Origin of the sequence: Mycolicibacterium chitae (assembly GCF_900637205.1) — a bacterium.
Classification (GTDB): Bacteria; Actinomycetota; Actinomycetes; order Mycobacteriales; family Mycobacteriaceae; genus Mycobacterium; species Mycobacterium chitae.
The window spans coordinates 385,847-399,470 of the sequence record NZ_LR134355.1 but is presented as its reverse complement, the minus strand read 5'-3'; the positions used below and the strand labels follow the sequence as shown (position 1 = coordinate 399,470).

General features: G+C 71.0%; 15 protein-coding genes and 2 riboswitches. Of the genes, 8 read left to right on the top strand and 7 right to left on the bottom strand.

Annotation, left to right across the window (positions count from 1 at the left end; genetic code table 11):
* The first annotated feature begins 36 nt into the window (after window positions 1-36).
* Window positions 37-915: an iron-sulfur binding domain-containing protein gene (locus EL338_RS01965; protein ID WP_126332204.1), complete on the top strand. Its 879-nt coding sequence runs from the start codon at window positions 37-39 to the stop codon at window positions 913-915.
* Here the strand turns inward: EL338_RS01965 and EL338_RS01960 are convergent, their stop codons facing one another.
* On the bottom strand, window positions 916-1,884 hold the full coding sequence (locus EL338_RS01960; protein ID WP_126332203.1) for a GlxA family transcriptional regulator: 969 nt from the start codon (window positions 1,882-1,884) through the stop codon (window positions 916-918).
* Window positions 1,885-1,955: 71 nt separating this feature from the next.
* On the opposite strand from EL338_RS01960, the gene EL338_RS01955 reads away from it, so the two are divergent.
* The gene (locus tag EL338_RS01955; protein ID WP_126332202.1) at window positions 1,956-2,192 is read left to right on the top strand and encodes a hypothetical protein; all 237 of its coding nucleotides are present in this window, start codon (window positions 1,956-1,958) and stop codon (window positions 2,190-2,192) included.
* 9 nt (window positions 2,193-2,201) lie between these two features.
* On the opposite strand, the gene EL338_RS01950 is transcribed toward EL338_RS01955, so the two are convergent.
* A complete protein-coding gene (locus EL338_RS01950) occupies window positions 2,202-2,963 on the bottom strand; it encodes an alpha/beta fold hydrolase (RefSeq protein ID WP_126332201.1) in 762 nt (253 codons plus the stop codon).
* A gap of 21 nt (window positions 2,964-2,984) precedes the next feature.
* On the opposite strand from EL338_RS01950, the gene mhuD reads away from it, so the two are divergent.
* Both mhuD and EL338_RS01940 read left to right on the top strand, forming a co-directional pair.
* Window positions 2,985-3,302, top strand: a complete 318-nt coding sequence (gene mhuD / locus EL338_RS01945) for a mycobilin-forming heme oxygenase MhuD (RefSeq protein ID WP_126332200.1) — start codon at window positions 2,985-2,987, stop codon at window positions 3,300-3,302.
* Entirely contained in the window at window positions 3,265-4,641 is a 1,377-nt protein-coding gene (locus EL338_RS01940; protein WP_126332199.1) for a serine hydrolase, read from the top strand. The genes mhuD and EL338_RS01940 overlap by 38 nt, the downstream gene beginning before the upstream one ends.
* On the opposite strand, the gene EL338_RS01935 is transcribed toward EL338_RS01940, so the two are convergent.
* From EL338_RS01935 to EL338_RS01920, 4 genes are all read right to left on the bottom strand, one after another.
* Entirely contained in the window at window positions 4,610-5,146 is a 537-nt protein-coding gene (locus EL338_RS01935) for a nucleoside/nucleotide kinase family protein (RefSeq protein WP_126332198.1), read from the bottom strand. The genes EL338_RS01940 and EL338_RS01935 overlap by 32 nt on opposite strands.
* Entirely contained in the window at window positions 5,133-5,891 is a 759-nt protein-coding gene (locus EL338_RS01930; protein WP_126332197.1) for an energy-coupling factor transporter transmembrane component T family protein, read from the bottom strand. Before EL338_RS01930 ends, EL338_RS01935 begins: the two co-directional genes overlap by 14 nt.
* Window positions 5,888-7,315, bottom strand: coding sequence for an ABC transporter ATP-binding protein (locus tag EL338_RS01925; protein ID WP_126332196.1), 1,428 nt, complete (start codon window positions 7,313-7,315; stop codon window positions 5,888-5,890). Before EL338_RS01925 ends, EL338_RS01930 begins: the two co-directional genes overlap by 4 nt.
* Entirely contained in the window at window positions 7,312-7,911 is a 600-nt protein-coding gene (locus EL338_RS01920; protein ID WP_126332195.1) for an ECF transporter S component, read from the bottom strand. The genes EL338_RS01925 and EL338_RS01920 overlap by 4 nt, the downstream gene beginning before the upstream one ends.
* Window positions 7,906-8,017: riboswitch (TPP riboswitch) on the bottom strand. It overlaps the preceding gene by 6 nt.
* Window positions 8,018-8,062: 45 nt before the next feature.
* A riboswitch (cobalamin riboswitch) is annotated at window positions 8,063-8,264 on the top strand.
* A gap of 35 nt (window positions 8,265-8,299) precedes the next feature.
* Here EL338_RS01920 and EL338_RS01915 point away from each other — a divergent pair.
* Genes EL338_RS01915 through EL338_RS01900 form a run of 4 tightly spaced genes read left to right on the top strand, consistent with a single transcriptional unit; the run spans window position 8,300 to window position 10,857 of the window.
* Window positions 8,300-8,989, top strand: coding sequence for an energy-coupling factor ABC transporter permease (locus EL338_RS01915; RefSeq protein WP_126332194.1), 690 nt, complete (start codon window positions 8,300-8,302; stop codon window positions 8,987-8,989).
* On the top strand, window positions 8,986-9,324 hold the full coding sequence (locus EL338_RS01910; protein WP_126332193.1) for an energy-coupling factor ABC transporter substrate-binding protein: 339 nt from the start codon (window positions 8,986-8,988) through the stop codon (window positions 9,322-9,324). Before EL338_RS01915 ends, EL338_RS01910 begins: the two co-directional genes overlap by 4 nt.
* Window positions 9,325-9,334: 10 nt before the next feature.
* Window positions 9,335-10,075 (top strand): CbiQ family ECF transporter T component, encoded by a 741-nt coding sequence (locus EL338_RS01905; protein ID WP_126332192.1) that lies wholly within the window; start codon window positions 9,335-9,337, stop codon window positions 10,073-10,075.
* On the top strand, window positions 10,072-10,857 hold the full coding sequence (locus EL338_RS01900; RefSeq protein ID WP_126332191.1) for an energy-coupling factor ABC transporter ATP-binding protein: 786 nt from the start codon (window positions 10,072-10,074) through the stop codon (window positions 10,855-10,857). The genes EL338_RS01905 and EL338_RS01900 overlap by 4 nt, the downstream gene beginning before the upstream one ends.
* A gap of 84 nt (window positions 10,858-10,941) precedes the next feature.
* Here the strand turns inward: EL338_RS01900 and clpC1 are convergent, their stop codons facing one another.
* A complete protein-coding gene (gene clpC1 / locus EL338_RS01895; RefSeq protein WP_126332190.1) occupies window positions 10,942-13,467 on the bottom strand; it encodes an ATP-dependent protease ATP-binding subunit ClpC in 2,526 nt (841 codons plus the stop codon).
* Window positions 13,468-13,624 lie beyond the last annotated feature (157 nt).

Below are 13,624 nucleotides of genomic sequence, written 5' to 3'. Positions count from 1 at the left end.
CCCGACATTGTGCACCCACCCCCGATTCGGGCGGCGATGAGCATCGACGCCGCCGGGCTCCTGGCTTGGTACGAGCGCGAACGGCGGGATCTGCCGTGGCGCGACCCGGCGGTGAGCGCCTGGCAGATCCTGGTCAGCGAGTTCATGCTGCAGCAGACGCCGGTGGTGCGGGTGCTGCCGATCTGGCTGGACTGGGTGGCGCGCTGGCCCACCCCGTCGGCGACGGCGGCCGCCGGTTCCGCCGAGGTGTTGCGGGCCTGGGGCAAGCTGGGCTATCCGCGCCGGGCCATGCGGCTGCATCAATGCGCCGAGGTGATCGCCGAACATCACGGTGACGTGGTGCCCGCCGACGTCGAGACCCTGCTGACGCTGCCCGGGGTCGGCAGCTACACCGCGCGCGCGATCGCCTGCTTCGCCTACGGACAGTGGGTTCCGGTGGTGGACACCAACGTTCGCCGGGTGGTGGCCCGCGCCGTGCACGGCCTGGCCGACGCCGCGTCGCCGTCCCCCAAGCGCGACGAGGAAGAGGTCGCCGCACTGCTGCCCAACGATGCCTCGACGCCGATGTTCTCGGCGGCCCTGATGGAACTGGGCGCGCTGGTGTGCACCGCGCGGGCGCCGCGCTGCGGGGTATGCCCGCTGAGTTCGTGCGCGTGGCGGGAGGCCGGCTATCCGGCCGGGACCGCGAAGCCCAAGCGGGTGCAGAAGTACGCCGGGACCGATCGGCAGGTTCGGGGCCGCCTGCTGGATGTGTTGCGCGACAGCACTTCTCCGGTGACCCGGGCCCAGCTGGACGTGGTCTGGCTCAGCGACACCGCGCAGCGGGACCGGGCGCTGGACTCCCTACTGGTCGACGGGCTGGTGGAACAGACCCGCGACGGGCGGTTCGCGCTGTGCGGCGAGGGCGAGGGCTGATCAGGCGCTCTCGGGACACTCGGCCGCACAGGCGAAGGTGCGCCGGTAATCCGAGGGGGTCACCCCGATGATCCGCCGAAAGTGGTGGCGCAGCAGGGTTGCCGTGCGGAACCCGGCACGGTCGGCGATCCGGTCGATGTCCAGATCGGACTCCTCGAGCAGTCGGCGCGCATACAACACCCGCTGATCGGTGACCCACTGCATGGGCGTGGTGCCGGTCTCGTCGACGAAGCGCCGCGCGTAGGTCCGGGCCGACATGTTGGAGCGGCGGGCCAGCGAGGACACCGTGTGGCGCTCCTGCAGATTGGCCAGGATCCAATCCAGTTGGGGCGCAAAGCTGTCGGAGCAGTGCACCGGGATGGGCTGGTCGATGTACTGACGCTGACCGCCGTCGCGCTGCGGCGCCACCACCATCCGGCGGGCGATCACGTTGGTGACCGCGCTGCCCAGCTCGCGGCGCACCAGGTGCAGACACGCGTCGATGCCGGCGGCGGTGCCCGCGCTGGTGATCAGGTTGCCGTCGTCGACAAAGAGGACGTTGCGGTCCACCTTGGCCGTCGGATAGCGCCGCGCCAGTTCGTCGGCGTGCATCCAGTGCGTGGTGCAGGACCGACCGTCGAGCAGTCCGGCCGCGCCCGCGACGAACGCCCCCGAACACACGGTCAGGATGATGGACCCGGAATCCGCGGCGGCACGCAGCGCGGCCAGCGCCTCCGGCGGATAGTCCTGGTTGATGATCGCGGGCACGGCCACCAGGTCGGCACCGACGAGCTCGCCGAGGTCGTGGTCGGGGGTCAGCGAGGCGCCCACCGAGGTGCGCAGGGGCCGGCCGACCTCCGGACCGCACACCTTGAAGTCGAAGTTGGGCACGCCGTCGTTGCTGCGGTCGATACCGAAGACCTCGCAGATCACCCCGAACTCGAAAACCGCCAGGCCGTCGAGGACCAGCGTGGACACGGTTCGGATCATGGCAGTATTTTAGCGGAGATCGACTCTCCTGCCACTGTTGGCTGGATATCTACGGACGAATACTTTCTGCCATGAGTACCGCGTTGACCTTCCTGATCGTGATCTTCGTCCTGCTGACGCCGTTCGGCCTGGTGGCCGCGCTGGCGGCGGGGTCTCACCGCGCGGGCCACCTGCGCCTGCACCGCGATCAGTTCCGGGTGGCGGCGCCGCTGGTCGGACCGCTGGACCGGCGCGACCGAGAGGCCCGGGAGCGGTTCGCGCGGCGGCCGTCCTGGCCGGGGTCCGGCCCACGGGGCGAACGCCGCTAGGCGAACCCGTCAGCCGATGACCGTGGCCAAGAACGCCTCCACCGCTTCGCGGTACACCGTCGGGGCGTCGTCGTGGATGAGATGCCCGGCGTCGGGCACCGACCGGTAGGTGACCCGGTGACCGATCTCGGCCATCTTCGTCATCTGCCCCGGCGGCGCGACCGAGTCGCCGGCCTCGAGCAGCAGGGCCGGGGCGCGCACCTCCTGCCACTGCGTCCAGTAGTCGCGGGTGCCCCATTCGGCGGCGATCTCCACCCAGCGCTCCGGGCGCCCGTGCAGCCGCCAACCGGTCGGGGCGCGGTCGAACGCGTCCAGGAAGTATTGGCCCGCAACGGGTCCGAACGCGTCGAAGACCGACTGCTCGGTGGGGAACTCGACCGGCAGGGCGTGCACCCACGGCTCCCACGGCCCGGTGGTGCGCCCGCGGAAGTCCGGGGCCATGTCCTCGATCACCAGCGCGGCGACCAGTTCGGGTCGCCGCGCGGCCAGACACCACGAGTGCAGACCCCCCATCGAGTGGCCGATGAGCACCGGCGCGTCGAGCCGCTCCACGGCCGCGCCGAGGTCGTCGACGAAGCGTTCGGTGCTGATCGGGTGCGGGTCCACGACATCGCGGCCGCGATGCCAGGGCGCGTCATAGGTGTAGACCGAGCCCAGTCGAAGCAGCCACGGCAGCTGGCGCCCCCAGGTGCTCCCGCGGCCCATCAGGCCGTGCACCAGCACCAGCGGACGGCCCTGACCGCCGCGGTACGTCAAAGAATCGATTGCCATGCGAAGCGGTAGCCTAGCGCCATGTCCGTGGTGAAGATCAATGCAATCGAAGTTCCCGCCGACGCCGGCCCGGAGCTGGAGAAGCGGTTCGCGAACCGCGCCCATGCCGTCGACAACCAGCCCGGTTTCCTGGGCTTCCAGCTGCTGCGCCCGGTCAAGGGCGAGGATCGCTACTTCGTGGTGACCCAGTGGGAGTCCGAGGAGGCCTTCCAGGCGTGGGCCACCGGCCCCGCGATCGAGGCGCACCAGGGGCAGCAGAAGAATCCGGTGGCCACCGGTGCCTCGCTGCTCGAGTTCGAGGTTGTGCTGGACGTTGCCGGTCCTGCCGCACAGAGTTAGGACGGCCGCGGCGCTCGCCCTGGGCGCCGCACTGGTAGTTGTCTCGGTGGGCAGCTGTGCGCCGGCCGAGGTTCCGTCGGCGCAGGCCGGCAGTGCCGGGGTGCAGATCAGCACCGGCACCCCGCAGGGCGTGCGCGCCCAGCAGGTGATGGACATGTTGAACTCCGACTGGCCGATCGGACCCGTCGGAGTCGAGACGCTGGCCGCCCCGGACCAGGTCGACGCCGTGGTCACCACCATGGACGGGCTGTGGTGGGACCGGCCCTACACGCTCAGCGGCATCGAGTACGGCGCCGGTTCGGCCACGCTGCGGCTGCTGACGTCCTACGGCGCCCGGCAGGACATCGAACTCGACACCGACGATGCGGGCATGGTCGACCGGTTCGAGGTCGTCAACCACCCGCCGGAGATCAAGTCCTGGGCCGACGTCGACGATGTGCTGTCGGCGACCGGGGCGCGTTACTCCTACCGGGTCTCGCGGATCGTCGACGGCCGCTGCGAACAGGTCGCCGGCACCAACACCGCCGAATCGCTGCCGCTGGCATCGATTTTCAAGCTCTACGTGCTCTACGCCGTGGCCGAGGAGGTCCGCGCCGGGGCGCTGTCGTGGGACGAGGAACTGGCGATCACCGAGGCCACCAAGGCGGTGGGCTCGTCCGGCTTCGACGAACTGCCGCCCGGGGCCAAGGTTCCGGTGCGCGACCTGGCCGAGAAGATGATCGCCAACAGCGACAACATGGCCACCGACATGTTGATCAACCGCGTCGGCACCGCGGCGGTCGAACGCGCCCTGGTCGACGCCGGACATCACGACCCGGCGAGCATGACGCCCTTCCCCACCATGCGCGAGCTGTTCTCCGTGGGGTGGGGCCGGCCGGATGTGCGGGAACAGTGGAAGCACGCCTCCCGCGAGGGTCGCGCCGAGATGCTGCGCGACGCCAAATCGCGCCCCTACGAACCGGATCCGGAGCGCAGCCACTCACCGGCCTCGCCCTACGGCGCGGAGTGGTACGGCAGCGCCGAGGACATCTGCCGGGTGCACGCCGGCCTACAGACCGGGGCGACGGGACCCACCGCACCGGTCAGGGACATCGTCTCGGCCATCCCCGGCATCGACCTCGACCGCGAGAAATGGCCCTACATCGCCGCGAAGGCGGGCAACCTGCCCGGCGATCTGACGTTCAGCTGGTACGCCGTCGACCGCACCGGGCAGCCCTGGGTGCTGAGCCTGCAGATGAACTGGACGCGGTATCACAGCCCGGCCACCGCGGGCTGGCTGATGATGACGATCAAGCAGATGTTCGGCCTCATCCCCGTCGGGCAGCCGGCAGCTCGATGACGACGTCGGCCACCGAACGCGGGTGGTCGCGGCCGATGAATTCCCGTTCCTGAGCGGCCCACCGATCCCAGTGCGGCGCAAAGGTTTCGCCGTCGCGCGCCAGCGCGCGGCGCTTACGTTCGGCCGCGGGCATCTCGAGCCAGACGCCCAGGTCGGCCAGCGCGCGCGAGCCTGGCGTCAGGGCGCCGACGCCCTCGACGATCACCCGCTGCCCGGGCGCGACGGTGTGCCAGCCGGCCGGCGCGCCGGTGGACCAGTCCCAGCGCCGCCAGCGACCGGTCGCCCCGACCGCCCGCGGCGCCAGCAACTCGGTCCGGACGTGGTCGCTGGCCCAGCGCAGCCCGCCCCAGCCCGGATAGATATCGTCGAGGCTGATCACCTCGCTGCCGGACCAGGCGCGGCACAACCGGTGGGCCAGCGAGGTTTTGCCGGCCCCCGACCGGCCGTCGATCAGCACCGTGGTCGCGCCGGCGGGCACCCGGCGCAGCAGCTCAGAGATTTCCAATGAAGTTCCAATGCCCGGTGGCGACGGACACCCCGATCGCCACGGCGACGATGGCGAAAGCCGCCAGGATCAACGCGATCTCGCGGCCGCCGAACGGCGAGGGACGCGCCCAGGTGCGGGTCGGGTAGGCGCCGAACCCGCGGGCCTCCATCGCGGTGGCCAGCATCGAACCGCGCCGCACCGCGAAGACCAGCAGCGCGAATGCCTGCCCGGCCACGCGCCGCAGCCGGCCTCGGTCGGCGACTCCGCGCGCCCGGCGTGCGAAACCCAGATACTGCCAGTCTTCTCGGAGCAGCCCGACGAGGCGTAGGCCCGCCAGCGCCCCGAGCACGAAGCGCGCCGGCAGCCGCAGCACCTGGCCGAGGCCGTCGGCGAGTTCGGTGGGGTCGGTGTCGATGAAGAGCAGGACCGAGGGCAGCGCGATGGCCAGCACCCGCAGGAATGTCGCCAGCGCCAACGTGATCGAGCCGTCGCTGACGTTGATGAGCAGGAAATGCCAGTACACCGTGCCGCCGGGCTGGCCGTAGAGCAGGATCGTGACGGCGGTCAGCGCCGCGGCCAGCAGCACCACCGCGCCGCGCAGCAGCATCTGCCGTAGCGGCACCCGCAGCACCAGCAGCAGGGCCACCTCGAGCACCAGCGCGGTCAGCGCCGACACCCAGTCCACGCTGAAGATCAGGCCCAGGGCGAGGATCAGCGCGGCGGCGAGTTTCGCGACCGGGTTGAGGGTAGGGGCGCCGGTCATGACAACTCGATCCGGCGGTCGGCGAGCACGTCGGTGAAGTCGAGGTCGTGGGTGACCGCGACGACACCGGTTCCGGCGGCGACGATCTCGGCGAGCAGGCCCACCAGCTCCGCCCAGGTGTTGCGATCCTGGCCGAAGGTCGGCTCGTCGAGGACGATCAGCTCCGGCTGGGTGGCCAGGATGGTCGCCACCGACAGCCGGCGCTGCTCACCGCCGGACAGCGTGTAGGGATTCGCCTCGGCCAGGCCCGTCAGGCGCAGGCGTTCCAGCAGCCCGTCGCACAGCTCGGCGATCGTGGCCTCGTCGCGGCCGAGCGCCCTTGGCCCGCAGGCCAATTCGTCGCGCACACTGCCGGTGAGGAACTGGTGCTCGGGATTCTGGAAGACGCTGCCGATGCGGGTGAGCAGCTCGCGGGAGCGCCAGGCGATGGGCGCGCGGCGGTCCGCGGCGGGCGCGAACCCGGCCGCGGCCTCGAGCCGGCCCGCCCGCGGCGGAAGCAGCCCGCCCAACGTCAACGCCAGCGCGGACTTGCCCGACCCGTTCGGGCCGGACACGACCGTGGTTGCGCCGCCGAGGATCTCGACGTCGCCGATGTCCGTGCGACGCCCCGACGGATAGCCGACCGACAGGCCGTGCGAACGCAGCAACGCCGCACCGCGGACGCCGCCGCGGGGCGGGCGGGGCGGTTCGACGCCCGGCACCCAGACCCCGGCGCGGGTCAGCCGCTCGCCCTCGGTGTCGATGACGTCGGCCGGCGCGCCGTCGGCGAGGATCGCCCCGGCCTCGCCCAACACGATCAGCCGGTCCACCACCGGCAGCCACACCTCGGTGCGATGCTCGACGACCACCAGCGTCGCACCCGTGCGTTCGACGGCCGCGGCCACGGCGTCGCGGACCTCGAGCACACCGGCCGGGTCGAGATTGGCGGTCGGCTCGTCCAGCAGGAGCAGACCGGGATTCATCGCGAGCACGCCGGCCAACGCGAGGCGCTGCTGCTGCCCACCGGAGAGCCGGGCGGTGTCCCGGTGCAGCGGCAGCGACAGGCCGACGGCGTCCAGCGCGCGTCGCACCCGCGGCCAGATGGCCCGCCGCTCGACGGTGAAGTTCTCCATCCCGAACGCGACGTCGTCGCCGACGCGGGACAGGATCACCTGCGAGTCGGGGTTCTGCAGCACCATGCCGATCCGGCTGCGCCGCTCGCCCGGCGGCGCGCCGTCCACCAGCAACCGGCCGGACTCGTCGCCCTCCTCGCTGCCGCCGAGCAGCCCCGCAAGCCCTTGCAGCAGAGTCGATTTCCCCGATCCGCTGGCGCCCAGCAGCAGGACCCGCTCCCCCGCGGCGATGTCGAGGTCCAGATCGCTGATGGCGTGCCGGGCGCGACCGGCGTGCCGCCACGACCAGCCCCGGGCGCTGGCCCCGATCACCGCGCGGGGTCGCCGGCCGACCAGGCCCGGCCCGAGGCGAACCGCGACAGCGCCCCGGTCTTGGCCAGCCCGCGGACCGCGAACCAGGACAGCGCCCCGGCGAGCAGCGCCCCGGAGACGATCCCGGCGGCGGTGTAGGTGACGGCGAAGGCCGTCGCGGCCCCCGGATACCAGAGCACCAGATCGTTGATCGCCATCGCCAGCCCGGCGGTCGCGCCGGCGAGTACCGCGACCGGCAGGTTCCACACCCGGTAGAAGAACAGCGCGAACACCAACTCCGCGCCCAGGCCCTGGATCAGGCCGGATTCGAGCGTCAGCACGCCCCACTGGTTGCCGACCAACGCCGACACCGTGGCCGCGACCAGTTCGCCGTAGAGCGCCGCGCCGGGTTTGCGGATCACCATCGCGACCAGCACCCCGGCGAACAGCCAACCGCCGCCGGCCAGCGCCTGCAGACCGGGCAGCAGCGCGCTGAGCGGGGCGGTCAGGGGATTCGAGGCGATGTTCCACAGGACGAACACCAGACCCGCGGCGACCGCGAGCACGCTGGCCACGACGATGTCGACCACCCGCCAGCGGTACACCCGTTCGGCCATGGCTTTCACACTCCCTACGCCGGCATTACCCGGACAGGTACATACGGTCGACGGCCCTCAGCCGTCCTCTCAGCGCACTGCCGCGTGCACTCCCGTGTGGGTTTATCTGCACCAAGGTAGCGCAGTCGCACTGCGGGCAAGCACCGCGGCGGTATGCTCCGTGGGCTGCGGTGAACGGGAACTCGGTGCGAATCCGAGGCGGCCCTCGCCACTGTGAGCGGGAAGACGGTTTCCCCCATGCCACTGCTCGGGCCTCGTGCGCGGGTGGGAAGGCGGACGCCGCCGGTCCGGACCAGTTGATCTGGCCCGGGAGACCCGTGAGCCAGGAGACCGACCACAGCACCAACATCGATGCCCACGAGGTGCTGGGCGGAAAGGCACTACAACCATGCACATTGCAGAGGGCTTTCTGCCCCCGGTGCACGCGGTGGCCTGGACCATCGCGGCCGCGCCGTTCGTCGTCTACGGCGCCAGACAGGTGGTCGTGACGGTGCGGAAGCATCCGTCGGCGGGGCCGTTGCTGGCCGCGGTCGGCGCGTTCTCGTTCGTCATGTCGGCGATCAAGCTTCCCTCGGTGACCGGTTCCAGCTCCCATCCCACCGGGACGGGGCTGGGCACCGCGATCTTCCGGCCACCGGTGATGGCGTTCCTGGGGACGATCGTGCTGCTGTTCCAGGCGCTGCTGCTGGCGCACGGCGGCATCACGACGCTGGGGGCCAACGCCTTCTCGATGGCGATCGCCGGGCCGTGGGCCGGGTTCGCGGTGTTCTTCGCGCTGCGCAAGGCCGGGGTCGGCCTGCTGCCGGCCGTGTTCGCCCTGGCGTTCGTCGCCGACCTGGTCACCTACATCGTCACAAGTGTGCAGCTGGCGCTGGCCTTCCCGGCCGCCGAGGGCGGCATCGCGGAGAGCTTCGCCGAGTTCCTGGCCGTCTTCGCCGTCACGCAGGTGCCGCTGGCCATCGTCGAGGGGCTGATCACCGTCGTCGTGGTCCGCGTGCTCATCCAGGTCGCCTCCTCGGAGCTGGTGAACCTGGGCTTCCTGAACCGCAGCACCGAGCGCGAGGAGGTCCAGTCATGAGCACCGGTTCCAACGGACGTTCCATGGCCCCGATGGTTATCGCCCTGCTGGGGCTGGCCATCGTGATCGCCGTCGGCTCCCTGCTCTTCGGCTACTCCCGCGACGCCGAGGCCGAGTTCGGTGGCGCCGACGGCCAGGCCGAGGAAGTGATCACCGAGATCCACGAGGACTACGAGCCCTGGTTCTCCCCGCTGGTCGGCGAGCTGCCCGGCGAGGTCGAGTCCGGACTGTTCGCGCTGCAGGCCGGGCTGGGCGGCATCGTGCTCGGCGGCGCCATCGGCTGGTACGCCGGACGCCAGCGCGGCCGCAAGGAAACGCAACCCACGACCGGGTGACCACCGCGTCGTGAACCCGCTCGAGATCAGCGCCGCCCAGAACCGGTGGTCGACCGACCCCGCCCTGGAGAAGGTGTGTCTGTACGGCGGGCTGCTCCTGTGCGCGATGGTGCTGCCGCCGCGCACCGGGGCGCCCCTGGTGCTGGTCGTCACCGCGGTCGCGACGATCGCGCTGGCCCGGGTCCGGGCGCGGCTGTTCTTCCTCGCGCTGTTGGGGCCGGCGGTGTTCATCGCGATCGGTTCGGTGCCGATCGCGGTGAGCCTGCGCGGCGGGCCGCACCTGGAACCCGGCGGGGTCGACCTGGCCGTGGACACCGCGCTGCGGTCGGTCGCGGCGTCGGCGGCGACCATCGGCCTGGCCGTGACGACCCTGATGGCCGATCTGCTGGACCTGGCGCGGCGCGCGGGCGTGCCGGCGGCGCTGTGCCATGTCGCCGATCTGACGTATCGCCTGGTCGGCATCCTGGTGCGCTCGGCCATGACGGCCCGGGAGGCGGTCGGGCTGCGGCTGGGCCTGCGGGACGCCCGCGGCGCCATCGCGGTGGTGGGCGCCCAGTCGGCGCTGATCTTCGTGCGCGCCACCGGGCGGGCCCGGGCCATGTCGGAGGCCATGTCGCTGCGCGCCGAACCCGGGATGACCGCGGTGCTCACCGAGGACCGGCCGGTGCGCCCGGCCCGGCTGGCGGTGACCGCCGCGGTGCTCGGAATGGTCGCGGCGGTGTCGGTGCTGAGCTGGCGGTGGCTGCGGTGACGGCCGGGGTCCTGGCGCTGCGCGACGTCGGGTTCGCCTATCCGCGCGGGCCGCGGGTCCTGGACGGGGTCAGCCTCGCGCTGGGGCCGGGCGAGCGGATCGCGCTGCTGGGCGCCAACGGCTCCGGCAAGACGACGTTGCTGCGGCTCCTGGTCGGCCTGGCCACGCCGACGACGGGCAGCCTGCTGCTCGACGGCGCCGCGGTGGGCACCTCCCGGGCCGAGCGGACCCGGCTGCGCACCCGGGTGCAGATGGTGCTGCAGGAACCCGACGACCAGATCGTCGGTGCGACGGTGCGCGCCGACGTCTCGTTCGGGCCGGCCAACCTCGGTCTCGACCGGTCCGAGGTGGTGGCCCGGGTCGACGAGGCGATGGCCGCCCTCGGCATCGCCGACCTCGCCGACCGCACGCCCAATCACCTGTCCTTCGGTCAGCGCAAGCGCGTGTCCATCGCCGGCGCGGTGGCCATGCGGCCGCGGGTGCTGCTGCTCGACGAGGCCACCGCCGGCCTCGACCCGCGCGCCGTCGAGGAACTGCTGGCCACGCTCAGCGCGCTGGCCGAGGCGGGCACCGCGGTGGTGCTGGCCACCCACGACGTCGACGTCGCCTGGACGTGGTCGCACGAGAGCCTCGTGCTCGGCGGCGGCACGGTGCGCCGCGGCGGTACCCACGAGTTGCTCGCCGACGACGACGTGCTCGCCGGGGCCCGGCTCACCGTCCCGTGGGGTGCGGCGGTGTCGCGGGCGTTGAACCGGATCGTGCTGCGGCCCGACGAGGTGTGAATGCACTGCCGTCGTGCGCAACCGGGCCATGCACGACGGGCGGTCACCCCTTCAGGAGTGACCGCCCGTTGTGGCGTGTATCGGCTACTCGGCCGCGGTGGCCGCGAGGTCGGCTTCCTCGCCGCTCTTGGCCGCCTTGGGGGCCCCGGAGAACGTGAACCGCGCGTCCTCGCCGGCACCCTCGCCGTCCCAGTTCTCGACGTCGACGGTGATGAGCTGCCCCGGTCCGATCTCGTCGAACAGGATCTTCTCGCTCAGCGCGTCCTCGATCTCGCGCTGGATCGTGCGGCGCAGCGGCCGTGCGCCCAGCACCGGGTCGAATCCGCGCTTGGCCAGCAGGGCCTTGGCGCGGTCGGTGAGGACCATCTCCATGTCCTTGGTCTTCAGCTGGTTGCCGACCCGACCGATCATCAGGTCCACCATCTTGATGATCTCGTCCTGCGTGAGCTGGTGGAACACGATGATGTCGTCGATGCGGTTGAGGAACTCCGGCCGGAAGTGCTTCTTGAGCTCGTCGTTGACCTTGAGCTTCATCCGCTCGTAGTTGTTCTCGCCGCCGCCCTGGGTGAAGCCCAGCCCGACCGCCTTGGAGATATCGGAGGTGCCCAGGTTCGAGGTGAAGATCAGCACGGTGTTCTTGAAGTCGACCGTGCGGCCCTGACCGTCGGTCAGACGGCCGTCCTCGAGGACCTGCAACAGGGTGTTGTAGATCTCCTGGTGAGCCTTCTCGATCTCGTCGAACAGCACGACCGAGAACGGCTTGCGCCGCACCTTCTCGGTGAGCTGGCCGCCCTCCTCGTAACCGACGTAGCCCGGAGGGGCACCGAACAGCCGCGAGGCGGTGAAGCGGTCGTGGAACTCGCCCATGTCGATCTGGATGAGCGCGTCGTCCTCGCCGAACAGGAAGTTCGCCAGCGCCTTGGACAGCTCGGTCTTACCGACGCCGGACGGGCCGGCGAAGATGAACGAGCCGGACGGACGCTTGGGATCCTTCAGGCCGGCGCGGGTGCGGCGGATCGCCTTGGAGACGGCCTTGACGGCGTCCTCCTGGCCGATGATCCGCTTGTGCAGTTCCTCCTCCATGCGCAGCAGCCGAGTGGTCTCCTCCTCGGTCAGCTTGAACACCGGGATGCCGGTCCAGTTGCCCAGCACCTCGGCGATCTGCTCGTCGTCGACCTCGGCGACCACGTCGAGATCGCCTGAGCGCCACTGCTTTTCGCGCTCAGCGCGCTGTGCGACGAGCTGCTTCTCCGAGTCGCGCAGCCGCGCGGCCTTCTCGAAGTCCTGCGCGTCGATCGCGGATTCCTTCTCCCGGCGCGCGTCGGCGATCTTCTCGTCGAACTCGCGCAGGTCCGGCGGAGCGGTCATCCGGCGGATCCGCATCCGGGCGCCGGCCTCGTCGATCAGGTCGATCGCCTTGTCCGGCAGGAAGCGGTCGTTGATGTAGCGGTCGGCCAGCGTGGCGGCCGCGACGATCGCACCGTCGGTGATCGAGACGCGGTGGTGCGCCTCGTAGCGGTCCCGCAGACCCTTGAGGATCTCGATGGTGTGCTCCACCGTCGGCTCGCCGACCTGGACCGGCTGGAAGCGGCGTTCCAGCGCGGCGTCCTTCTCGATGTACTTGCGGTACTCGTCGAGGGTGGTCGCACCGATGGTCTGCAGCTCACCGCGGGCCAGCTTGGGCTTCAGGATCGACGCGGCGTCGATGGCGCCCTCGGCGGCACCCGCACCCACGAGCGTGTGCAGCTCGTCGATGAACAGGATGATGTCGCCGCGGGTGTTGATCTCCTTGAGCACCTTCTTCAGGCGTTCCTCGAAGTCACCGCGGTACCGGCTGCCGGCCACCAGCGACCCCAGGTCCAGCGTGTAGAGCTGCTTGTCCTTGAGCGTCTCGGGCACCTCACCGTGCACGATGGCCTGCGCGAGGCCCTCGACCACGGCGGTCTTGCCGACGCCGGGCTCACCGATGAGCACCGGGTTGTTCTTGGTGCGACGGGACAGCACCTGCATGACCCGCTCGATTTCCTTCTCGCGGCCGATCACCGGGTCGAGCTTGCCGTCGGCGGCCGCGGCGGTCAGGTTGCGACCGAACTGGTCGAGGACCAGCGACGTCGACGGGTTGCCCGACTCGCCACCGCGGCCACCGGTGCCCGCCTCGGCGGTCTCCTTGCCCTGGTAGCCGCTGAGCAGCTGGATGACCTGCTGGCGCACCCGGGTGAGTTCCGCGCCGAGCTTGACCAGCACCTGCGCGGCCACACCCTCGCCCTCGCGGATCAGCCCGAGCAGGATGTGCTCCGTGCCGATGTAGTTGTGGCCGAGCTGCAGGGCCTCGCGCAGGCTCAGCTCCAGCACCTTCTTGGCGCGCGGAGTGAACGGGATGTGGCCGGACGGGGCCTGCTGCCCCTGGCCGATGATCTCCTCGACCTGGCTGCGCACGCCTTCCAGCGAGATGCCCAGCGACTCGAGCGACTTGGCGGCCACGCCCTCGCCCTCATGGATGAGGCCCAGCAGGATGTGCTCCGTGCCGATGTAATTGTGGTTCAGCATCCGGGCTTCTTCTTGAGCCAGGACGACAACCCGACGTGCTCGGTCGGTGAATCGTTCGAACATCAGTGGTTACCTGCTTCCCTCGATAGCGCAACGGCGCCCTTCCGCGGGTGAGCGCTTTGCCTGCCATCCACTGTAGTGGTCGGAGGTAGGCGGGGAGTTACCTTGGTGCCCGCTGGGCCACCGAGAGGCCCCGCCGGTCCCCCTTGTCCGTTCTGGA